Raw genomic sequence first — 21,369 nt, 5'->3', positions numbered from 1 at the left:
GGACTTCCCCTGTCTGACCAATTCCGCTTCGGTACCCACCCCGACCTGGGCTTCGTCGCCGCCGCCTCCCCAGAGTTGCCCCAGCACCTGGCCGAATGGTTCCTGACCCGCGAGCAGTTCGAGCCCGTCCCCACCACACCCGGGCTGTACCGGCTCAGTGAACCCGAGCGCGATGGCCACCGTCGAACACGCCAGGCCGTAACTGACCTTCGTCGTCAAGGATATGCAGTGCACGCCGACATCGTCCTTGATCCCGCAGCCTCGCCCGGCCCGCCGCGTCCGGCTCTGCCGAATGGGCTTCTGGAGCGCCGCAGCCGCCTCGCCCAAGCTGCTGCCGGCCGGACGACGCAGCGCGGTACGCCGCCCACCACCTCGCCGCCTTCGGCCCGTCCGATCCCGCCGAAGCCCTCCTACGCGCCGACCGTCCACCTGACGGCCTCGGGTGCCGGGCGGTCCCGGTGAAGCCCGGCAGCGAGCCGGCCCCCGCAAGCCCCGTCCCGTCGGCATCCAGCCTTGCTGGCCGAGCTCGTGACTTCCGACTGCGGATGGCCGTCATCGACCTCAAGGCCGAGACCGCGCTCGACACGACACGGGACCGCTACGGGCGCACCGTTCACCCGGGCGCCGCGGCAACCACCCGCGCCCAGCGCTACCAGGCAGCCGTCGAGGCATACACCACACATCTCGCCCCGTACGCCGACGCACTGCTGGATGCCGCCCACCGTGCTCTCGACGAGCTGCCGCCTGCCCGCCACACCACCGGGTGGCGCACCGTACTCGACGGCCTCGCCGCCTCCACCGCCGAGATCCGCCACGCCCTGGATCGGCCCGCCGCCCCCGGCTCGGCAGCCGAACATGCGCAGCACACGGCCCTGTGGCCTCACCTCACCGCCTGGGCGGACCACAGCGCCATCGCCGCCAACCTCGCCGACCAGCACCAGCAGCCCCAGACCCCGCTGACCGGCGACGAACAGCAGATGTGGACCGAGAGGGCCCGGGTCGCGCAGAGGCGAGGGGAACTGGATCTGATCGAGTCGTGGTTCGCGGCTGACGGCCAGCCGATCACCCTCGCCTACCTGGTCGAAGACGACGACTCGACGGTGATCGCTCTGCGAGGCGACCCGGACGCACCGGGCTGTCAGGTGATCGGGCACTACACCCACGAATACGAGGCCGGGCAGGCGCTGCCCGCCGCTGTCCCGCCCGGCGTACTGCGGGCGGACGTCTCGCGGTTCAACCGCCCGGAGCCCGTCCCTGAGATATCCCTGCAGGAACTCATCCGGGACGTCACCGAAGCACAGGCCGCCGGTGACGCATCCAACGCGCTACTCACCGCCACCCAGCACGGATACGACGCGGGCCCGATGGTCCGCCTCAAGGAACTCTTGGAAACCGCAGGCCAGTTCAGCTCCGCACTGGAGACCGTGCAAGGCCGGCAGATCGCCGCCCGCCTTGCCGCACTCGGCCGGCAGATCGACTTCCTCACCACCGAAGTGCACGAGGCCGCAGAGGACCTCGGCGCGACCGTCGCCGTCCTGCCGCCGCACCGCGTCCCTGTGCCACGGGCCCGCCCGCGTCCCGCCGTGGACACCACACCGCCCGTGCCACCGCCCCGAGCCGCCGCGACCGTCCGCCACCGCTAGGCGCCATTCCCCGAGAGAAAGCCCCCGTTGTCCCTGACCGCACCACCGGCCCCCACGCCGCGCATCACCTATGGCGCGGTGCTGGGCAGCCCGTACGTCGCCCGCCTGCTCGGCGGCACCTCACCGGCCGCCTCCCCAACGGAATGGCCCCCGTAGCCATCGTTTTGTGGGTCACCGCGACCGGGGGCAGCATCGCCTTCGGCGGACTGCTCAGTGCCCTGTACGGGCTGGCCTCCTCGGTGGCACAGCCGGTCAAGGGACGCCTGATGGACCGCCATGGCCAAAGCGCCGTGCACCTCCCCGCCGCCCTGCTCAACTCCGCACTTTTGGCAGCCCTGCCCCTGGCCGGCCCGCACGGTGGGCCGGCCCTCGCCACGGCGATCGTCGTCGCCGCCGGTCTGACCACGCCACCGTTGGAGGCCGGTCTCCGGGCCCTGTGGCCGAGCGTGCTGCCCAACCCCCGGCTGCGGCACGCCGCGCTCGCCCTCGACACCGGCACGCAGGGCGTGCTGTACATCGTCGGCCCGCTGCTCGTCGCCGCGCTCGCCTCCGCGTACGGGCCGTCCCTCGCGCTGGATGTCACCGCTGTCCTCGGCCTGGTGGGCACTGCCGTTGTCGCCTTCGCGCCGCCTTCCCGGCGTTGGTGCCCCGCACGGCCCGCGAGCGAGGACGCCGGCCGGGTACGCAGGCTGACCAGTCCCGGCCTGGTGTTGCTGTTCATCTCCCTCACCGGGGTCGGGTTCGCCATCGGAGGCATGAACGTGTGGGCCATCGCCATGGCCGAGCAGCACGGGCAGGACATGCTGTCCGGCATCATCCCCGCCGCGTTCTCGACCGGCAGCCTCCTGGGCGGTCTCGTCTACGGCCACCGATCCTGGGCCAGCTCCACCACCGGCCGTCTGGTCACCGCAGGAGCCGTGTTCCTGGCCGGGTGGCTCCCGCTCCTCGCGCTGCTGGGCCCGTCCGCGGCCACCCTCGCGGTCGCCGTCCCCGGCGCGTTGCTCACCGTGTTGGTGGCCTGCGCCTACCAGTCCACCGACGCGCTCGCTCCTGCGGGCCGCACCAGCGAGGCGTACGCGTGGCTGATCCTTTCGATCGGTGTCGGGCAGTCCACGGGCACCGCCCTCGCCGGACGCCTCGCCGACCACGCCCTCGCCGGCGCCGCACTCCCCGCCGCCGGCGCGGCCTTCGCACTCATCGTCCTGCTCGCGGCACGCCCGCACCTCGCCCCCGCCGGGCACATCGCCCGGCGCGGCCGACACCGGCGCCCGCTCTCAGGCCGACACAAAGCCCCCTGAGCAGCAGGCCAACACCCTTCTAATGCAACCTACTTGAGGAGAATCCTTTATGGCTGTCCGTACGCAGTGGACTGTCGAGCACTCGTGCTCCCACCAGGTCGTCCATGATCTTTCGAAGCGTCCCGCCGACAAGCGGGCCGGTTTCGCCCGCTGGCTCGCGGCCAAGGACTGCAGCGAATGCTGGAAGGCGGCTCGCGACGCCGACACCGAGTCCAAGGAAGAGTGGCTCGCCGCGAAGCGGGCCGAGGAGCAGCAGGCTGCCGTCGAGTGGGCGACGAAGTTCGACATGCCGCAGCTGGAGGGCCCGGAGCGGGCCTTGGACTGGGGTCAGCGGTCCCGTCACCAGCTGATGGTCTCCGCGCACGCCTCGCTGGTCGTCGAGGGGTCCTGGGACGAGGCGGACTGGGCGGAGCTGGAGGAGAAGGCCCGCTCGATCACCCGTGCTGGGTGGTGGATTGACCAGCGGGATGCGGAGGGCGCTGACCTGCTCGAACTCCTCGACGCAGCGGGCGAAGAAGACCGTGGGACGGAGAACCCGTTCCGGTGATGGAGGCGCAACATAGCCGGGAAACGCCGGTTAGCCAAACCGGCGATCTTCCGGACCATTGTTCCTCCCACCGCCACCCGCCTCGCGTGGAAGGAACCGTATGTCCCTGACCCCACCCACTCCGGTGTTCGCTCCGACACCGGACCCGCTCACCCCTGACCGGGACATCACCCACGCCCACTTCCGGGCCGGCGACACGGTCGTCGTCCTGAAGGGGGTCGCCGGGGGAGAACTGTGGGGAGACGCGATGCGCGTCATCACCCCGTCCTGGCACACCCCGACCGACGAGAACGGCTGGCGGCTGCGCGACGCGACCGGCGGCGCCCAGTCGTACATCACCGCCCACCCCCGTTACCTCGTCCACCTCTCCCGTCGCTGCCCGGACTGCCTGATCCACCTGCGCGCCATGGAGGACCGCCTCCTGCCGAAGCACACCGGGGACAACACGCTGATCGACTGCGGCTGGTACACCACCACCGCCCTCAACCAGCTGGTACACATCGCCGACGTTCGGGGCGGCCGGTGATTCCCCGTCTCCACGAGCGGGCCCACTCACCGCACGAGCCGCTCGCCGAGGCGCTGGGGCGCCCGGTGTCGCCGGACGAGGGACTCACCGAGCACACTGTCGTCGCCCACTGGCCGGGGCTCGACTACTACACCCTGGACGACGAGCAGAAGATCTGGACGTCCGTCGAGTGGACCGAACACCTCGAAGACCCCTATCTGGAATACCCGTTCGCGGCCAGCCCGCAGGATGACCGGCACGCCGTCTTCCACCTCAGTGTCCGGCTCCATCCCGACGACCGTGTGCTGGCCGGCCCCGAGTGGGCCGAGATCGCCCACCGGCTCGCCCGCGCCGCCGGCATCGAGGTCCCCGGTGACGAGAAGGGCTGCCGGTGGATCGCCCTCCAGGCCCAGCCCGGCCGCCTCGATCTGCTCGCCAACCTAATCCGCCTGGATGGCGCGTGGGCCCCCCAGCGTGGCGATGCCCTGCGGCGCCTCTCGGAGGAATCCCGCCGCATCGAGCAGGACCTGCGTCTTATCCCCGCACCAACTTCTCGGCCACAGAACGCCGACCGGCTCGTCCCCGTGGCGTCCACCCAGCTCGCGACCATCCTGTCGCAGCTCGCCGACGAGCAGTCCGGGCCGCTGGCCACGGTGCGCGGACTCGTCGAGCACACCGCTCACCGGATCGCACGACAGCCCGGCGCGGCCGGTGCCGCCACAGCGCATCGCCTGGAGCTCATCGCCCACCGGCTGCACTCCGTCCAGCAAGACCTGGACACCGCGGCAGCGCACCTGAGTGCCGCGGCCCGTCCCCGTGTAGCTGCCGCACCGCCTGCCGCAGCCCGGCACCCAGCACATCGATCGCCGTAGGAGAAACGTCTCTTTGCCCCTTGCCGACCGCTTCCTGGACATCCGCCGAGATCCGCACTCCGACGAGGTCCTCGCCCGCGGTGGAGACCCCGAGGCGCACAGCATCCTGCAGCGCACCGGTTTCGTCTCCGTCGTCCGCGTCCACGAGACCTACCACCGCGCCCCCACCGGTCTCGCCGAGGACGAGGAGTCCCGCCTCGCTACCGGCGCCGTCGCACGGCTTCGATCCGCCGGGTACCACGTCGACTGCGACACCGCCTTCGACACCCAAGCCCGCCCGCCCAGTTACCTGCCACTGGGCGCCACTGTCTCCCACCTCGCCGAGCGCATCCGCGCAGCCACCACGACCGAGGAGGTGGCCGACGCTCTCACCGAGCTGACCGCCGCCCACAACGGCATCCTCGCCGCCCTGGGCGAAGTCCTAGCTGCAACCGCCGAGTTCCATGACGAACTCGGCGAAGCAGCCGACCCGCATATCGCCAGGCGGCTGCGCTACCTCGCCGACGAGCGCCTGCGCTCCATCCGCACCGATCTCTGCGACACACGCAACGCGCTGGCCGACCGGCACGCCCCGCATCCCGGCCGCAGCACCTGCACCGAAGAGGTCTCCGCTGCCGAACGCGAGCGCTCCGCCGTGTGCGCCTGCCCGCCTCCGCCGCGCACGGTTCCCGCCCCGCCACCGCCGGTGGCCGCCGGACTGCGCCGCTGACCCCCACCTCGCCCAAGGACACCATGCACGATTACGAAGATTCCGAGCGCCTCGCCTCGTACGCCGACGTCCTCGCCGGTGAACTCCCCGGCGCCTGGACCAGCTCTTACCACTCGCCCCAGGACAAGGACGACCTCGTCGAACTGACCGAACGGGTCTGGGACCTGGACCTCGTCGCCGAGTCGCTCGCCGAATTCCCGCTCCAGCAGGCAGCCCTCCTGAGCCGCCCGGACGGAGCCCAGCTCGCCGTCCTCGACAGGCACGACGAAGGCGACGGCTTCCTCATCGCCGCCGTCGCCCCCCGCGCTCTCCCCGACGAGGCATACCGCGGAGTGCGCGAGCCCAATGGCATCGCGCTGACGGACGACCCGTTCCTGAGCGCCGAGACCGTAGCGGGCGACCTCCTCGCCCGCTACGACACGGCGCTCGCCCAGGTCCGCCACAACACCATCGGAGGCACCCAGCCGTCCCAGCCGGAAAGGGTCGTACTGACCTGGCAGCAGGACGGCAGCGTCGCCGCCGCGCCCGTCGGAGAAACAGCCGCCGCCGTCCTGGTGGCCAACGGCTTCGTCCAGGACACGCAGACCGGAATCCACCGCCTGAGCGGTGACGACACCACAGCGCAGGCTCGCGCTCTGCGCCAGATCGGCCCGCAGCTCGAAGCTCACGGTATCGGCACCGGCCTCCAGCACCTCTCCGGTCGGACCGCACCCGCCGCCACTCCGGCCGCCGTACCGCCGGCACCGGCTGCCACGCGTGTCCCGGCCCACAGGGCTCGCTGAAGCCGAGGAAGCAGCAGCTGCCCCCGCCCCCCGCCGAGGCTGAACTGGAGAACCTTCCATGGCCAATCTGGCCGACGAGTACGGCACCGACGTCGAGATCTACGTCAAGGCCCTGACCACGACCATCCACGCCGACACTCCCACCGGCGCCCCGGCCAAGCTCCACGACCTGCTCGAACAACTCGGCCTCGAACGCCAAGAGGTCCGTACCGCCGGGCCCGTCTACATCTGGCACGTTGCGCCCGAGCACCTCGGCGTCAACGAGCAGAGACGCCTTGCTACTCGCGCGATCCCCGCCCTCCTCCTGGCTGGCTACGAGGTCAGCTGCGCCGGCGAAGTCTTCGACGAGCCCGCCTACCAGCAGGCCGTGCGCGAGATCCGCACCGGGAAACCCAATCCTGCGGCGCAGCGCCCGGCACCGGCCGCATCTCCCTCGCACCCCGCACCGTCCCGCCGCACCCCGTGAAGCTGGCCGGGTGGTACCGGCTCCCCGCCGGTGTCACCCGGCCAGCACCGCCCGACCCATCGGAGAAACCTGTAGCACCCCCGCCCATCACGCCCCGCCTCAAGCCCCGCCTCGTGACCGCCCTGTTCCGCCGCTACCTGCGCGCCGTCACCGTCAGCAGCCACGACCGGACCAACCCACTGGCCGGCGGTCGCCCTGAGGCCGCGCTCGACGAAGCCCGGCGCCGCGACCTGTTCCTTCTCGTCGAAAGCCAGCGCATCCGCCACCACGACTAGCAGCCCGCCCGAGCCCATCCACCCAGGAGGCACATGACCGACCTGTCGTCCTACCCCGTACGCCTCGCCGAGGACATCACCGGCCTGCTCAGGACGCTGGATGACCACCTCGCCCAAGCCTCGCCCCAGATAGCCGCACAGATCCTCGGCAAGATCCTCGACCCCGACAACGGCGTCCTCACCGGGGTGACGGAGCTGATGGAAACCGGGTCGCGGTTCGCCCGGGACAACGTCCACCGCGGCGCTCTCCCGCCCGAGGTGTGGCTGGCCATGGGCCGCGCCGCCAACGAGTTGCACGACGTCGGCACAGACCTCAGCGATCACACCGACGCGCTGCGGCAGTTCGCGAAACCCCCGGCACCGGCCAGCACCGCGCCGCCGAAACCGGTGGCATCCGCCATGGTTGTGCGGCGGAGCCGGTGAAGAACAAGCAGTGGCAGGGCTGGGGAGCAGGCGAACAGGCCCAGCAGCACTACCTCATCGAGCCCCGCTCCCTCGCGGGCGGCGGCGATGTGCGCCACGTCTCCGAATTCCTGCGCGCCTCCGGCTGGCGGGACAAGTCGAAAACGGGCGGCCCCCTGGCCATGGAAAGCCCGGACCGCACCGTCCGCATCGCCTACGACCCCTACGTCCTGCCCGGCGGGTGGTCGATCCACGGCGCCGCGAGCGGCCACCAGGACGAGTGGTGGGCCGTCCTCGGCCGGCAGACGCCGGTGGAGATCGTCGCCGGTCTCACCGACGCCCTCACCCAGCCCCGCTCCGCGCACGCCCCCAACGTCTGGGCGCCGCTACAGGACCAGAACTGGAGCGACCAGCCCCACCCCGACCATGTAACCGCGACCAGTCCCGACGGCAACGCCTGGGTGCAGTACCACCAGAGCCCCGGCAGCGAGTCGATGTGGTGGGCCGGGGCGAAGGACGGCCAAGGCAACGGCTGGACCGCCCAGTTCGCACCCAGTACGCCGATGCACCTCGTGCAAGCCTTCTCGACCGCGCTCGCCAGCCCCGAGCCCGTGATGCGCCCGCTCGGCCGCGTCCCGCACAGCACACAGATCCGCACCACATCCGTCTCTGTGCTGCCCTCCCAGCTCAGCGCCTGGCAGCAGGCCCGGATCACCGCCGCCCGTGCCGCCACCTGGGCACGCAACACCACCCGAGGCAGCCGGCCCCGCACCACGGCCCGCCCCCACGCCAATGCCGGTGGCACCCGAACCCGCCGCTGACCTTTCGCCCCGCACCATCGAGGAGACCCATGCCCGCACTCACCCCGGACACCATCCGCACCGCGACCGAGACCCTCTCCCGCCTCACCGACTACCTGCTCGGCAATCCCCACCCCGAAGAGGCACTCGCCCTGGCCGAGCCCCTGCTGGATGAGCACACGGGCATACCCATGCAGCTCGCCGACATCCTGCGTGCCCTCGCCCGCACCGTGCAGGAGCACCCCGACACCCCCCGTAACCTGGAAGCCGACTTCCTGGTAGCGGAGTTGCGCGACGCGGCGTGGGAGCAGTCCGACCAGCACACCCTGCACTACGCCCTGGACGACCTGCGCGCCCTGGTCGAGAAGGCTCCCGCGAGCGAGCCGGAGTGCTGCTGGTGCCGGTGAGTGAACGGCAGCTCGCCGCCTTCGCCGCCAAGCACGCCGGGCAGATCCCGTTCGACACCAGCCCGCGCCACCTCGCCGGAGGAGGGGACGCGCGCCACGTCACCCACGGCCTGGCCGCCGCCGGATGGAAAGCCGTCTCCGACCCGCTGAGTGCCGAGATCGTCCTGCGCAGTCCTGACCTCCGCCACCACCTCAAGTTCGACCCGCAGTCCACCACCTCCGCATGGTGGTGGCTGCAGGCCGAGCACACCGACACCGAGCGAGGCTGGCACGCCGAGTTCGGCGAACTCCTCCCCGCCGAATTCCTCGCCGGCCTTACCGACGCGCTCATCTCCCCGGCACCCGCCTCGCATCCGGAACCCCTCACGGTGCTCAGGGCTGCGGGCTGGCAGGTCGGGCCGGACGACGCGGCGGTATCGCCGGACGGCATGTGCCACGCAGAGCAGCTTTCCCACCGGGACGCCCCGGCGTACTGGCGCGTTGAGACGTGCGAGCCGGGATACGGAACCCCCATGGGCCCGCGGATCTGGCACGCGTATTTCGACGCCAACACGCCCGAACACCTCGTGACCGCGTTCGTCACCGCACTCGCCGACCCCGCACCGCTCCAGCGCGCCATGTACGACCGCACCGCTCACTACAGCGCCGTGCAAGTGCCCAGCCCACTCACTCCGCAGCAGACGGTCGACGCGCACACCACCCGCATCGATTCGCTCCGCTCACACGCACGCGCAGCCCGCCGGCAGGCAACGAAACCCGCGACGACCCCGGCGACGACCAGTGCCGCCCGTCCGACCGTCCGCCGCTGAACCGACAGGACCCTGACCATCTCCGCCGATCACACCGCCCACCGCGAGTACCTCCGCCACCTCGACAGCTACCTGAGCGACAGCAAGCAGACCCTGGACGCCTGGGACGTCTACTCCGACGAACACACCGACCTCGACGGCTGGCCGCACGACGACCACGCCTACGGGCTGCGCGCCAGCCAGCGCGACGCCGACACCCACACGGCGTTCGAGCCACTGCGCACCAACGCCCGCCTCCTGCTGGGCACCGCAGAAACGCAGCTCGCCCACCTGCCCGCGAACACCGTACAGAGCCGCTGGGTCTACCAGTTGGGCGTCCTGCACGCCGCGCTCGAACGGCTCGAAGGGCTGCAGGAACAGTGGACGACGACCCTCGACACGCTCCCCGCCAACGCCCGGCCCGGGAGCCCGGTCTTCGACAACGCCCTCGCCGAGCACCACGCCGAATCATGGAGCTACCTCGACGACTGGGCCACCCACGGCCAGGCATTGCGGGAGATCAACTCCGCAGCCCTGAAAGCCCCCTCGCGTCTGGCGCCGCCACCGACCACGGCCCCCGTAACCGGCCGGGCCGCCCCGGTGAGGAAGTGAGTGTGCCCCCGCCCACCGAGAGTGTCGAGGTCGAGTTCATCACCCCGCGTCACCTGGCCGGGGGCGGAGACCCCGCCTGGGTCACCGTCCCGCTCCACCGCGCCTGCGGCTGGAGCTACGGCCATGACCCCCTGATGCCGCGCGTGCTGCTTTCCAGCCCCGACCAGAAGGCGCTCCTGCGCCTGGAGCCCGACCCCGACGGCCAGTGGTGGACCCTCCAACACGCCCCGGAGCCGGACCGGTCCGCCTGGTACGCGAGCTTCGGCGCCCGCACTCCCGTCGAGATCATTGCCGCGTTCACCGACGCCCTCACCGACCCGGCTCCGGCGGCGGCTGCCGACCCGTACAAGACGCTCCAGCAGGTCGGCTGGTCGCCTTACGGAGAGTGCGGCCTCGTGTCGCCCGACAACAAGGCGTACGTCGAGAGCCTGGGCACGCCGAAGGCTCCAGGGGCGTGGTTCGTCACCGTCACGCTCGGGCTGCAGAAGCAGGTGTGGCAGGCCCGATTCGGCGAGCACACGCCTGCGCACCTCGTCGCCGCGTTCACCGCTGCGCTCGCCGACCCGAGCCCCGTGCCGCGCACCGACAGCCTGCACGGCCTGGTGGCCCACGACCCCAACCTCATCGCCCGCACCCGCCGCGAGGTGCCCGCCGTGCAGGTCGCCACGGCTCTGGAAGAGCGTGTCCGCTCCCTGGCCGGCCGCCGCGCCGGACCTCCGGCGTGTCCTAGCCCGCTGCGACCGCCGCCTGCCACGAACGGCCGCAGCCGCTGACCCCTCCGTCCCCACCCCGGAAGCGCGTAGCCCTTTGCCCCCCTCCTCCAACAGCTCCACCGACGGGTACGACCTCGTCCTGCGCCTCCTGGTCGGAGTGCTCGCCGTCGTCGTTCCCCTGTCCCACCTCGCCTGGCTGTCCGGCAACATTGCCGCCTACCTGACCGGCATCACCTGGGCGCCGTACCAGCCGACCAACGCCCTGCTCCATCCCGAACGCCTATGGCCCCAGGCAGGGGAAACGTCCCTGCTCATCAGCACCCGTATCGTCCCCGTGCTCCTCCTCCTGGCCCTCGGTGCAGCGGCCGGCATCCTGTGGTCCCGGCACAAGAACCGCAGCGGCGGCCGGAAGAAGATCACCGACATGGCCAAGGCCCGGGACATCCAGCCGCTGATGGCCAAGGCGATCACCAACAAGGCCCGTTCGCTGCGCCCGAGCCTGAAGGACGCCAAGCACATCGACGCGAAGGACACCGGCATCCTGCTCGGCAACCTCCAAGGCAGCCGCCACGAGGTACGGATGGGCTTCGAGGACGTCGCCGTCGCGATCATGGCCCCCCGGTCCGGCAAGACCACGTCGCTCGCCATCCCCTCCATGCTCGCCGCCCCCGGCCCGGTCCTTCTGACGTCGAACAAGGCCGCCGGGGATGCCTTCACCACCGCTTACGACGCCCGCACTCAGGTGGGACGGGTTTGGACCATGGACCCGCAGCAGATCGCCCACGCAGCCCGCGAAATGTGGTGGAACCCCCTCGCCAGCGCGAAAACCCTCGACGGCGCAGGCCGGTTGGCCGGTCACTTCCTCGCCGCGAGTGTGGATGCGAGCGCGCAGGGCGACTTCTGGTCCAAGGCCGGCAGCAACATCCTGTCCCAGCTGCTCCTCGCGGCGGCCCTCGACGAGCGGCCGATCACCGACATCATGCAGTGGCTCGCCTTCCCCGCCGACCGCACCCCGCTCGACATCCTCCGCGACCATGATTTCGCCGCCGTCGCAGCCCAGCTCAAGGGAACCGTCGAAGGACCGCCGGAGACACGGGACGGCATCTACGAGACCGCCCGCCAGTACGCCGCCGCCCTGCTCAACACCGAGATCGCGGCATGGGTGACGCCGCAGAAGGACGTCCCCGAGTTCCGGCCCGCGCAGTTCGTCACCTCCACCGACACGCTGTTCCTGCTGAGCAAGGACGGCGGTGGCGGAGCCTCGGCATTGATCGCCGCCTGCGCGGACTCGGTCATGCGCGCGGCGACCGCCCAGGCCGAGCGCGCCGGCGGACGTCTCGACCCGCCGATGCTGGCGATCCTCGACGAGGCCGCCAACGTCTGCAAGATCAGCGACTTGCCGGACCTGTACTCCCACCTCGGCAGCCGCGGGATCATCCCGATCACCATCCTCCAGAGCTACCGCCAGGGCCAGAAAGTCTGGGGTGACGCGGGCATGGACGCCATGTGGTCCGCCTCGACCGTGAAGGTCATCGGGGCCGGCATCGACGACCCCGACTTCGCCGACAAGCTCTCCCGGCTCATCGGCGACCACGACGTGGAAACCACCTCCACCTCCCACTCCGACTCCGGCAAGTCGACCTCGGTGAGCATGCGACAGGAGCGGATCCTGCCCGCCGACGCGATCCGCGCCCTTCCCAAGGGCACCGCCCTGTGCTTCGCCACCGGCATGCGGGCCGCGATGCTCGACCTCCGTCCGTGGTACCAGGAGCCCGGCGCCGACGAGCTGTCCGCCGCCTCGGCCCACGCGTCCAAGGGCATCACCGCCCGCGCCATCGCCAAGCACGCTCTCCAGCAGGACGACTACGGCAGCGCCGCGTAGCTGTACCCAGCAACTGGAAGTCCTGTCCACCAGCCAGTACGCGGCCATGAAGGACGGGCACTGGAACCTCGCCAAACTCGCTGAAGCCTCCGCCCAGGTGTCGCACGCCGGAGCCCTGTGCGCCCGCGCCATCCACGCACGCACCGAGACGCTGCTCTACGAGGACGCCGACGAGACACCCGAAGCAAGCCGCACTGTCCTGGCCGAGGCCGCCGCGAAGATGGGCTTCGCGTCCCAGGTGTACGTCGGGCTGGCACAACAGCTCTCCCGGCGAACGCTCTCCGCCGCCGCCCAGCAAGAGGACCAGCGGCTCATCAAGCGCGCCCTCGCGGAGCTCGGAAGTCCCGGCCCCCCGTCTGCGGGGGCGCCCGCGGCAGAGAACAGTCTGCCCCCGCTCCCAGCGATACGCGGGGCCGCGCGGAGGAAACGGTGACCGCTGGACCAGGACGGCCTGCTCGGTGCGGTCACGTATGTGGGCACACACGCCTACACGCATGGCCTCGGCGTACGAATCGGCCTCAGCATCCCTACGCCGGGGGACATCCCGCCCGCGCCCCGCCGGATTGCAACTCCCGTTCCGAGCGGACCGCCCGGAACCGCAGCACCTCGTCGCATCCGCTGATCCCCGCATGTGCACCCGCCACTCAGGTCGCACGGGCGGCTGTCGCCCGCCTCTGATCTCTTTTCCTGCCGCCTCCTCCAGCCCCGACCGTTAGGGAGAACTGCCCGGCCCCATGACGACACCAGGCTCTGACCAGCAACTCTTTGAAGTGCCGACACCACCCACGCCACCCGAGCAGCTCCTGCTTCTCGCGGCGGCCTTCACCCGGCACAACGACGCCCTCGTGGCTCTCAATCTCGATGTCCCGCTCCCGGGAACAGCCATCGGCGGGCACCACGTCAGCTCCGCGCAGCGGCTGGCCCGTGGCACTCTCGCCGCGATCAATGCAGTCAAGAACCAGCCGCTCTACCACCACGTTGATACTGGCGACACCCTCGTGCGGCTCAACCAACTGGCATACCTGGCAACCGAGTCCGCCGACCATCTCATCGACGCCTCGGACATCCTCAGCACTGCGGCCAGGAAGGCAGCCGGCGTGGGTGACGAGCACGCCCATCCATCCGTCATCTCGGCGGCGAGCCGTCGCGTCAGGCTTGCCGGCGAGTTGACCGCGCTCGCCCCGAGGCATCGGTCGAGGCCGCCGCCCACGTCGCCACAGAGATGCGCCGCCGCAGCCGCCCTCTTCCAACAGCTAGTGAGGACGTCGCTCTGTCGGCGGCCCAGTACACCGCGCTGCAGGCCGCCGCCCGCGGGCACGTCCGCGTGACGGAGATGCTCGGGAAGCAGTACGTCCACAACCGCGACGGCGGAATGACGATCAGCACCATCCGCTCCCTCGAGGCCAAGGGCCTGCTGCAGCGCGAACCCCTGCCGGCCTCCTTCGCAGGGTCCGATCACCGGGCACGCCTCCACCTCACCTCCCATGGCGTCACGGCACTCGCACGCGCCTACGGCCGCCCCCATCCCGCCGCCCCAGACACCCGCGTCGCCCCGAAGCCCGCACTCGGCTCGACGGCGGTACGTACCCGCTGACCAGCACGGCCCGGGGCCTTGACGCCCGCCACCCACGAAAGCCCTCATGCCCGACGCATCCCAGTTCCTTGCCACCGTTCTCGCCCAGCACCATCCCGCCCTCGGCGTCTTCATTCCGGCAGGGCTGCATCCACCCGCTGCCGAGCGTCGGCACATCGACGCGCTCACCCGCGCAGGCAGCGGCCTGATTGAGATCGGACTGCCTTCACATTCCGCGCCCCTCGATGGGCCAGTCATACGGGCCGCCTACCACCAGGCCCTGCGGCAAGGAACCGATCTGGCCCGCACGTTGCGTGCAGTCGAGCACGCGGCGGGCCGGGCCCCGACGGTGGTGATGGCCTACTGGGAGCCCGTCCAGCACGAGGGTCCGGAGCGGCTGGCCCGCGCCTGTGCGGCAGCCGGCGCTGCCGGTGTGATGGTCGTCGATCTTCCCGCGTACATGGCCGGACGCTGGCGCGACGCCACGCAGGACGCGGGCCTGTGCGCCCCACGCCTCGTTCCGCGCCACACCTCCCGCCCCGGCCTCCCGAGCGCTACCGCCGGAGCGTCGGGATGGCTCTACGCGCCCGCCAGCACGGCCACCACCGGCTACCAGGGCGCCCTGGACATTCCAGCCCTCGGCGCCTTCATCCAGCGCCTTCGCGCATCGAGCCCGCTGCCCGTGGTCTCGGGGGTGGGAATCTCCACCCCGGGCCTCGCAGCACGTGTCGCCCCGCTGGTGGACGCGGTCGTCATCGGCACCCCCATCGTCCGCGCCCTGGCCACCGACCCCGCCCAAGCCCCCTCGCTGATCGCATCGTTCGCCCGGGCCCTTCACCCGACCAGCACCACGGAGACCCGTGCCTGACTACCTCGCCCCGACCGAGGCCCTTTCCAACCTGACCACCGAAGCGCTCGACCTGCACCGAGCCCTGCGCGGCAGCGGCAGTGTCCACGTGCGCACCTTGGCCGCTCGGATCACCGAAGCCCAGACCCTTTCCGGCAACGCCCTGCGACTGCTCCTCACCCTCGCCCAGGACCAGCCGCGCAGCCGGGTCAAAGACCTGCTCCTCCTGGAACGGGTCGCGCAGATCGCCAAGGCTGGCCAGGACGCGGGCGCCGAACTGGCCGCGGCCCTCGCCCGCACCGTGGAGAACCAACGCCGTTGTGCCGGCGCAGCGTCGGGGCCAGTGGTTCTGATCGGCCCCTCACCGCAGCAGTTCATCGAGTCGGCTGCCGACCTCCTCGACTGCATTCCCGCCCATTACCACGCGATATACCGCGACGGCCTGCTGCCGCCCAATCTCCCCACGCACCAGCCCTCTTGAGGGCACCCCGTTTCCCTCACCCCAGGACAGGCCATTTCAGATCAGCCTCAATTCCGCGCCCTCTCGCTGGGTGCGGGAGTTCAATCCAGCACCCTCCTCGCCCTCTCAGCGGAAGGAATTCTTCCCAAGGTCGATTACGCCATCTTCGCCGACACAGGTTGGGAGCCCGAAGCCGTTTACTCTCACTTGGACCGTCTGGAACATGAGATAGCAAGACCTGCTGGCATACACGTTTTTCGCGTCTCGTCCGGCAACATTCGCAGTGACGCCTTGAATCCCGATCGTCGATTCGCCTCCATGCCTCTCCACGTCCTCAATAAGGACGGCCGACCTGGGATGACTCGGCGGCAATGCACAGGCGAATATAAAATAAAGCCCATCAAGCAGAAGGTTCGCGAACTACTCGGACACCCCTATCCTGCACGGATCCCCAAGGGGGTTTTCGTCGAGCAGTGGGTCGGCATCTCCACCGATGAATTCCATCGGGCCAAGGATGCCGACGTCAAATACATGCACAATCGACACCCCCTGCTGGACCTAGGCTGGAGCCGAGCGGACTGCATCCGTTACCTGACCTCGCTCGGGCTGGCAGAAACACCAAAATCAAGTTGCCTTGGGTGCCCTTTCCACGGCAACGCCCAGTGGAGACACATCAGGGATACGTCTCCTTCTGAATGGGCGGACGTGGTCGCATTCGACGCCGCCATTCGTCAGGGAAATGCGCGCGCCAACGCAACGGGTAACAGGCTACTCGGCGAGGCATTTCTGCACCGCTCCCGCGTCCCCCTGAGCCAGGCGCCGATCGACCATGTCACCGCTGCGGAGCGGGCCGCCCTCCAGGACGAGGCGGACAAGCTGGAGAACGGTGTCGTGGACGGCTGCTCGCCCTGGGCGTGCCGCGGGGATACGGACGCGCCGGCGCAGGACGACTTCGGGCTGGCCACTTGATAGTTGATCTCTTCGCGGGTCCGGGTGGCTGGAGCAGAGCACTGGGAGTGCTCGGTGTTCGGGACGTCGGCCTGGAGTGGGACGAGTGGGCCTGCAAGACCCGGGTGGCCGCAAGCCAGTTGACGGTGCGGACCGACGTGGCGATGTATCCGACGTGGCCCTTCATCGGCCGTACCCGCGGGCTGATCGCGTCCCCTCCGTGCCAGGCATGGAGCATGGCCGGCAAGCGACTCGGCCTGGTGGACCAGCCGCTCGTACACGAGGCCGTCGAGAACCTCGCCGCCGGCCGCGACATTCGCGAACGCCTCCTCGCCGCCTGCCGCGACGAGCGCTCCCTGCTCGCGGCGGAACCGATGCGCTACCTCCACGCCCTGAACGCCGTCGGCGAACCCGAGTGGGTCGCCATGGAGGAGGTCCCGGACGTCCTGCCCTTGTGGAAGCAGTACGCCGCCGTCCTGAGGTCCTGGGGCTTCTCGACCTGGTGCGGCATCCTGAACGCGGCCGACTACGGCGTACCGCAGACCCGCAGGCGGGCGATCCTGCTCGCTTCCCGGGTGCGCACTGCCCAGCCCCCCACTCCGACACACGCCCAAGTCGGCGAGCCTGACTCGCTGTTCGGGCCGGGCCGCACGCGCTGGGTCAGCATGGCCGAGGCTCTGGGATGGGGCGCCACCGACCGGCCCGTTCCCACCGTCTGCGCCGGCGGCGGACCCGGCGGCGGCCCCGAACCCTTCCCCTCCGGGTCCCGCAAGACCCTGTCCGACGCCCGGGAGCGGGGTACCTGGACACCGCGGCCGGACGGGATCGTCCTGCAGTCCCGCCGCGAAGGCGCCGGGTGGGCGGCCCGGCACGGGGCCCGCGAGAACCGGGCCGCGAGCGCTCCGGCGCCGACGTTCACCGCTGAGGCGCACCGCTGGTCCTGGTCCCTGCGGAGCAACAACCAGGCCAACGCCACCATCCGCTCCATCGAGGAGCCGGCGGGGACGCTGTTCTTCGGGCACCGCGCTAATGAATGCACCTGGATCGCCGAACCACCCGCCGCTCAGCAGGAAGACGCGGCGTCGGCGCCCGTCCCGGAGCCGATTCGTATCACCGCCCGCGAGGCCGGCACCCTGCAGACCTTCCCGGCGAACTACCCCTGGGCGGGCAACAAGGGCCAGCAGTTCTCGCAGATCGGCAACGCCGTGCCCCCGTTGCTCGCGGCCCACCTGCTCGCCCCGCACTTGAACATTGCCCTCAACCCCGACGACTTCACCCTGGCCGCCTGATGCCCCGCACTCCCGCACCCGACGAGGACGACCTCGACTCCATCCCGCCGCCGCACCCGGTCTTCTACGTCGAGCAGGCCCTCCTCGGTGCTCTCCTGCTCGACCCGCAGCACCTTCGCGACGTGACCGGGATCGGACCCGACGCGTTCTCCACCGCGGCCCATGCAGCCCTGTTCACCGCGATCCGCTCCCTGCCGGCCCCCGACCCGGCCGAACACGCCAAGAACACGAAGTGGCTCGCCGCCGTGCTCACTGCCGCCCGCGAGCAGGCGCGCGGGCTGTCCGCCCCGTACCTGCACCATCTGATCCAGGTCTGCCCCTGGCCCCGGCACGCACCCGCGTATGCGCGGATGGTCGAGGCCGAGCACTCCCGGCGCCGTCTGGCGGGGGCCGCTCAGCGCCTCATGCACACCGCAGAGGACACCACGCTCCCGCAGCGCGTGGCCATGACGCTCGCCGAGGCCGATGCCCTCGCCACCGTGGTGGATGAGATCGCGGCGCGGTTCCCTCCACACGCCGGTTCCCTGCCCCGCACTCCGACTCCTGAGCCGACCGCAGCCCACGACGAGGACGCGGTCGACGAGGAGCGGCTGCTGCTCGCGACAGCGACCGTGCACCCCAGCGACGTCGAGCAGATGCGATGGCTCGTGCCCGGCGACTTCACGCAGCCTTTGCACGCCGGGCTGTGGCAGAGCCTGATCACCCTGACCCGGCGCCATGCGCCCGTCGATCCGGTGACGGTCCTGTGGGAAGCACGGCAACGCGGTCTGCTCGGCCCCGGGGCCGAGCCGCGAGAGCTGCTGGAACTCCTTGCCGGACCGGTCGGCTCCCCGGAGCACTGGGGCGAGCGCGTCCTGCAGCGCTCACTCCTCGCGACAACTCGGCACGTCGGCCGGCGGATCGAGGCGTTCACCAACGACCCGGCCACCACTCCGTACCAACTCGTCGTCGGCAGCCGCCGCGCGCTCGCCGACCTGTCCTCCCTACGCACCCGTTGGCAGCACGCCACCTCCTCACCGACTCCGGCGCAACGGACCGGACGCCCCAAGGCCACGAAGGCCACGGCCGTGCCCCGCGCCGGCCCCCCACGGACCACAGCACCGCCCGCCGCGCGCAGTTCCCGCTGACCCCCACCCGCCGGTCGCCGAACCCCCAGTGGTCCGGCGACCGGCAGAAGAGAGCCCCCTTCGTGACGACACCCGCCCTCGACGCGCACGTCCGCCTCGACAGCCACCCCACCCACTCCAGTGCCGTGACCGCCTCCCTGACCGGCGCCCAGGCCCACATCGCCCACCTGGCGCTGGAGGCCGACGGCTGGACCCCAGTCGGCGAGAACATCCTCGTCCTGGCCCGCATCGACAGCGAGGAGCCCTACTGGGCACAGCAGGCCGCCAGCGCCCTGAACGTCGCGGGGATCACCACCGAGATCACCCCCGGGCTGCGGGAGGCGATCGACGAGGAGTGGACCTGGGCCAACTATCCGATGCCCTGGTGCACCCGCAGCGAGATCCGTGAAGTCTCAGCCGAGGCCCAGAAGATTCACGACGACACCCGCCACGGCCATCTCCTCATCCACGCCCACGCCCAGGACGGCCACACCACCGTCGCGGTCGGCACGTACCTCAGCGGCGGGAAGAGCGTCTACCTTCACGGCGAGAATCACCTGCGGCAGATCGCCGACACCTTCGACTCGCCCGCCCAAGCCCTTGTCGCCTTCGAGAAGATGCACGGTGACACCATGCGTCCCGGCCCGGCACGCATGACCGACACCGAACGCGCTGCCGCTAAAGCCCAAACCCAGCTCGGCGCACCGGCTGTCGAGCCCGAGCCGCCGAGCCCAGGACCAGAGACCGTCCCGGTGTATGCCGGCGACGTCAGCGATCACGATGCCCTTCTGGACACCTTCCTCGACGCTCACAGCGACTGGTCGAAGTGGAGGACCTGGTCCGACGAGACCACCCACGCCATCCACGAAGACCAGACCCTGCGCATCGAGCTCATCCACGAATCGCCCGCCGACGACACCGCCTGGACCGTAGCGGCCTACGAGACACCGGTCTCCGACCGCATGTGGGCCCTCACCGCCACCGGCGCCACCCCCGCCCCCGTGCTGCAGGAACTGCTGGATGACCTCGCCGACGGCGAGTGGGACACCGCCGTCGGCACGCCGGTGGACGAGAAGACCGTCACCACCGCCACGCAGCCCCTTACCGACGCCGGGTGGAACCACACCGTAGACGGGCGATGGATCCGCTGGACAACCCCCGCCGGGGACGCCGGAGTCCAGTTCGACGCCTTCGCCGCCCAACATCATCCGGAACAGGCCCTCGCCACCTGGACTGTCTGGGCCGGCCCGAACCCCGACCGCCCCACCTGGACCCTCCACGCATCTCCGCACACCCCCAGCTCACTGCTGGCCAACCTCTCCGAGAACCTCGCCCACGGAACCGGCACCCACCAGGCGCAGGCCATCGGCCACGAACGCAGAGCCAACCTCGCCGCCTCACCGCCGACAATCCCAGCACCCAAGGCCGGCCCTGCAGTCAGCCGTACACGCTGAGCGCTGGGCCGTCGAAGCGGGGCAACATAGCGCCAGATCGCCGGTTAGCCAAACCGGCGATCCCGCGCATCATTGGTAGTCCACCGCCACGATCTGCCCGTGCGTCGAAAGGCACCACCCGCACCGAGTACCAAACCGCTTTAGCCAGATGCCCGGCAACCCTTCAGGCTGCTGCGTAGCTCGCCCGGAACAGATCCTCGGCACGCTCCACGTCCCGCGGGGTGCGCAGCTGCACCTCCAGGTCGCCCGTGCCGTGGTGGCCGAGTCCCGTCACGTTCCGGGTGAACCCGGGAATGAGATCGACCGCTTTTGGGTCGGCCTTGAGGTAGACGAGGAGTTTGCTCCGCTGTGGCGGGCAGACGCAGGCGAAGTTCCGCAGACGCTGATACGCCCGGTATTGCTTGCGCTGGATGCGGTTCACGCCGTTCCCCAGGCCCAGCAGTGCCTCGTCAACCGCCCGTACCAGCTCGTCCATCGGCTCACTCCGACCACCGACGAGCGTCTGCCGTTGCGCCCGGCGGGCTGTCGGTGTCCGGACGCTGACTGACGCCACGGTCTCAAGGCCCAGCAGCTCGCTGCCGAAAAGGCGGTAGCGCACCAGGTCGATGCTGCGCCGGTGCTCACGGACCGCGTGCACGTCGTAGCGCGTGAAGTCGCCGGCGATACAGATCAACCGCGGTCCGCTCCAGAGCACCTGGGCCGCAGCCGTCACCCCGAGCCGGTCGCGGACCAGGTGCTCGAACTCGCGGCGGTGGTCCACCAGCCACGAGAGGTAGAACAAGCCCTGGTTGATGACGCCGGCATCGACGCCACGCTTGTATTCGACTTTACCGACCGCAGGAGCTCGTGAACCGGCTCTGAACTGCGACGACTCATAGACTACATGTCCGCGACGGGGAGTTGGGGCCGTTGCTGTAGCCCGCCTGGGTGGTCGCATGGGACGGCCCGTCCACCGGGACGGTGGACGGGCCGTGAAGTGGTTGGGCGGGAG

At 70.6% G+C, this 21,369-nt stretch carries 27 protein-coding genes and 1 pseudogene; 27 read left to right on the top strand and 1 reads right to left on the bottom strand.

Annotated elements, in window-relative coordinates; translation table 11 throughout:
* The first annotated feature begins 9 nt into the window (after window positions 1-9).
* The 27 genes from ACLLJJ_RS30940 to ACLLJJ_RS30810 all read left to right on the top strand — a co-directional run bounded on the left by ACLLJJ_RS30940 (window position 10) and on the right by ACLLJJ_RS30810 (window position 20,378).
* The gene (locus ACLLJJ_RS30940) at window positions 10-462 is read left to right on the top strand and encodes a hypothetical protein (RefSeq protein ID WP_185302570.1); all 453 of its coding nucleotides are present in this window, start codon (window positions 10-12) and stop codon (window positions 460-462) included.
* A gap of 83 nt (window positions 463-545) precedes the next feature.
* Window positions 546-1,643 carry a hypothetical protein gene (locus tag ACLLJJ_RS30935; protein ID WP_258049753.1) on the top strand — a complete coding sequence of 366 codons (1,098 nt, stop codon included), beginning with the start codon at window positions 546-548 and terminating at the stop codon, window positions 1,641-1,643.
* Between the two features lie 27 nt (window positions 1,644-1,670).
* Window positions 1,671-1,799, top strand: a complete 129-nt coding sequence (locus tag ACLLJJ_RS30930) for a hypothetical protein (RefSeq protein ID WP_434597418.1) — start codon at window positions 1,671-1,673, stop codon at window positions 1,797-1,799.
* Window positions 1,787-2,941 (top strand): MFS transporter, encoded by a 1,155-nt coding sequence (locus tag ACLLJJ_RS30925; RefSeq protein ID WP_185302571.1) that lies wholly within the window; start codon window positions 1,787-1,789, stop codon window positions 2,939-2,941. Before ACLLJJ_RS30930 ends, ACLLJJ_RS30925 begins: the two co-directional genes overlap by 13 nt.
* Before the next feature lie 49 nt (window positions 2,942-2,990).
* Window positions 2,991-3,488 (top strand): hypothetical protein, encoded by a 498-nt coding sequence (locus tag ACLLJJ_RS30920; RefSeq protein WP_185298102.1) that lies wholly within the window; start codon window positions 2,991-2,993, stop codon window positions 3,486-3,488.
* A gap of 100 nt (window positions 3,489-3,588) precedes the next feature.
* The gene (locus ACLLJJ_RS30915; RefSeq protein ID WP_185298103.1) at window positions 3,589-4,014 is read left to right on the top strand and encodes a hypothetical protein; all 426 of its coding nucleotides are present in this window, start codon (window positions 3,589-3,591) and stop codon (window positions 4,012-4,014) included.
* The gene (locus ACLLJJ_RS30910) at window positions 4,011-4,865 is read left to right on the top strand and encodes a relaxase/mobilization nuclease (protein ID WP_185298104.1); all 855 of its coding nucleotides are present in this window, start codon (window positions 4,011-4,013) and stop codon (window positions 4,863-4,865) included. Before ACLLJJ_RS30915 ends, ACLLJJ_RS30910 begins: the two co-directional genes overlap by 4 nt.
* 13 nt (window positions 4,866-4,878) lie before the next feature.
* Entirely contained in the window at window positions 4,879-5,574 is a 696-nt protein-coding gene (locus ACLLJJ_RS30905; RefSeq protein WP_185298105.1) for a hypothetical protein, read from the top strand.
* Window positions 5,575-5,597: 23 nt separating this feature from the next.
* Entirely contained in the window at window positions 5,598-6,356 is a 759-nt protein-coding gene (locus ACLLJJ_RS30900) for a hypothetical protein (protein WP_185298106.1), read from the top strand.
* Window positions 6,357-6,414: 58 nt separating this feature from the next.
* Window positions 6,415-6,822 (top strand): hypothetical protein, encoded by a 408-nt coding sequence (locus ACLLJJ_RS30895; protein ID WP_185298107.1) that lies wholly within the window; start codon window positions 6,415-6,417, stop codon window positions 6,820-6,822.
* A 113-nt stretch (window positions 6,823-6,935) separates the two neighbouring features.
* A complete protein-coding gene (locus tag ACLLJJ_RS30890) occupies window positions 6,936-7,097 on the top strand; it encodes a hypothetical protein (RefSeq protein ID WP_185298108.1) in 162 nt (53 codons plus the stop codon).
* Between the two features lie 33 nt (window positions 7,098-7,130).
* On the top strand, window positions 7,131-7,520 hold the full coding sequence (locus ACLLJJ_RS30885; protein WP_185298109.1) for a hypothetical protein: 390 nt from the start codon (window positions 7,131-7,133) through the stop codon (window positions 7,518-7,520).
* On the top strand, window positions 7,517-8,320 hold the full coding sequence (locus ACLLJJ_RS30880) for a DUF317 domain-containing protein (protein ID WP_185298110.1): 804 nt from the start codon (window positions 7,517-7,519) through the stop codon (window positions 8,318-8,320). Before ACLLJJ_RS30885 ends, ACLLJJ_RS30880 begins: the two co-directional genes overlap by 4 nt.
* Window positions 8,321-8,349: 29 nt before the next feature.
* The gene (locus ACLLJJ_RS30875) at window positions 8,350-8,706 is read left to right on the top strand and encodes a hypothetical protein (protein WP_185298111.1); all 357 of its coding nucleotides are present in this window, start codon (window positions 8,350-8,352) and stop codon (window positions 8,704-8,706) included.
* Entirely contained in the window at window positions 8,697-9,515 is an 819-nt protein-coding gene (locus tag ACLLJJ_RS30870; protein ID WP_185298112.1) for a DUF317 domain-containing protein, read from the top strand. The genes ACLLJJ_RS30875 and ACLLJJ_RS30870 overlap by 10 nt, the downstream gene beginning before the upstream one ends.
* A gap of 309 nt (window positions 9,516-9,824) precedes the next feature.
* The gene (locus ACLLJJ_RS30865; RefSeq protein ID WP_258049756.1) at window positions 9,825-10,106 is read left to right on the top strand and encodes a hypothetical protein; all 282 of its coding nucleotides are present in this window, start codon (window positions 9,825-9,827) and stop codon (window positions 10,104-10,106) included.
* Window positions 10,107-10,108: 2 nt separating this feature from the next.
* Complete coding sequence (locus ACLLJJ_RS30860) at window positions 10,109-10,879, top strand: DUF317 domain-containing protein (RefSeq protein WP_258049757.1); 771 nt, start codon at window positions 10,109-10,111, stop codon at window positions 10,877-10,879.
* Window positions 10,880-10,913: 34 nt separating this feature from the next.
* A complete protein-coding gene (locus tag ACLLJJ_RS30855; protein ID WP_185298114.1) occupies window positions 10,914-12,701 on the top strand; it encodes a type IV secretory system conjugative DNA transfer family protein in 1,788 nt (595 codons plus the stop codon).
* Window positions 12,702-12,747: 46 nt separating this feature from the next.
* Entirely contained in the window at window positions 12,748-13,134 is a 387-nt protein-coding gene (locus ACLLJJ_RS30850) for a hypothetical protein (RefSeq protein ID WP_434597413.1), read from the top strand.
* Between the two features lie 301 nt (window positions 13,135-13,435).
* Complete coding sequence (locus tag ACLLJJ_RS30845) at window positions 13,436-14,029, top strand: hypothetical protein (RefSeq protein WP_434597412.1); 594 nt, start codon at window positions 13,436-13,438, stop codon at window positions 14,027-14,029.
* Window positions 14,026-14,295, top strand: coding sequence for a hypothetical protein (locus ACLLJJ_RS30840; RefSeq protein ID WP_434597410.1), 270 nt, complete (start codon window positions 14,026-14,028; stop codon window positions 14,293-14,295). The genes ACLLJJ_RS30845 and ACLLJJ_RS30840 overlap by 4 nt, the downstream gene beginning before the upstream one ends.
* A gap of 46 nt (window positions 14,296-14,341) precedes the next feature.
* Window positions 14,342-15,142 carry a tryptophan synthase subunit alpha gene (locus tag ACLLJJ_RS30835; protein ID WP_434597408.1) on the top strand — a complete coding sequence of 267 codons (801 nt, stop codon included), beginning with the start codon at window positions 14,342-14,344 and terminating at the stop codon, window positions 15,140-15,142.
* Complete coding sequence (locus ACLLJJ_RS30830) at window positions 15,135-15,602, top strand: hypothetical protein (RefSeq protein ID WP_434597406.1); 468 nt, start codon at window positions 15,135-15,137, stop codon at window positions 15,600-15,602. The genes ACLLJJ_RS30835 and ACLLJJ_RS30830 overlap by 8 nt, the downstream gene beginning before the upstream one ends.
* 66 nt (window positions 15,603-15,668) lie before the next feature.
* The gene (locus ACLLJJ_RS30825; protein WP_434600573.1) at window positions 15,669-16,550 is read left to right on the top strand and encodes a hypothetical protein; all 882 of its coding nucleotides are present in this window, start codon (window positions 15,669-15,671) and stop codon (window positions 16,548-16,550) included.
* On the top strand, window positions 16,547-17,818 hold the full coding sequence (locus ACLLJJ_RS30820; RefSeq protein ID WP_185298122.1) for a DNA cytosine methyltransferase: 1,272 nt from the start codon (window positions 16,547-16,549) through the stop codon (window positions 17,816-17,818). Before ACLLJJ_RS30825 ends, ACLLJJ_RS30820 begins: the two co-directional genes overlap by 4 nt.
* Window positions 17,818-18,945, top strand: a complete 1,128-nt coding sequence (locus ACLLJJ_RS30815) for a DnaB-like helicase N-terminal domain-containing protein (RefSeq protein ID WP_185298123.1) — start codon at window positions 17,818-17,820, stop codon at window positions 18,943-18,945. The genes ACLLJJ_RS30820 and ACLLJJ_RS30815 overlap by 1 nt, the downstream gene beginning before the upstream one ends.
* A 62-nt stretch (window positions 18,946-19,007) precedes the next feature.
* The gene (locus tag ACLLJJ_RS30810) at window positions 19,008-20,378 is read left to right on the top strand and encodes a DUF317 domain-containing protein (protein WP_434597403.1); all 1,371 of its coding nucleotides are present in this window, start codon (window positions 19,008-19,010) and stop codon (window positions 20,376-20,378) included.
* A 163-nt stretch (window positions 20,379-20,541) separates the two neighbouring features.
* Here ACLLJJ_RS30810 and ACLLJJ_RS30805 read toward each other — a convergent pair.
* Window positions 20,542-21,204 (bottom strand): annotated as a pseudogene (locus ACLLJJ_RS30805) (DUF5655 domain-containing protein); the annotation flags it as partial.
* Window positions 21,205-21,369: the final 165 nt, after the last annotated feature.

This window comes from Streptomyces sp. A5-4 (assembly GCF_051131715.1).
Classification (GTDB): Bacteria; Actinomycetota; Actinomycetes; order Streptomycetales; family Streptomycetaceae; genus Streptomyces.
Note: the sequence above shows the minus strand (reverse complement) of the source record. Positions and strands in the feature narration are given on the sequence as shown.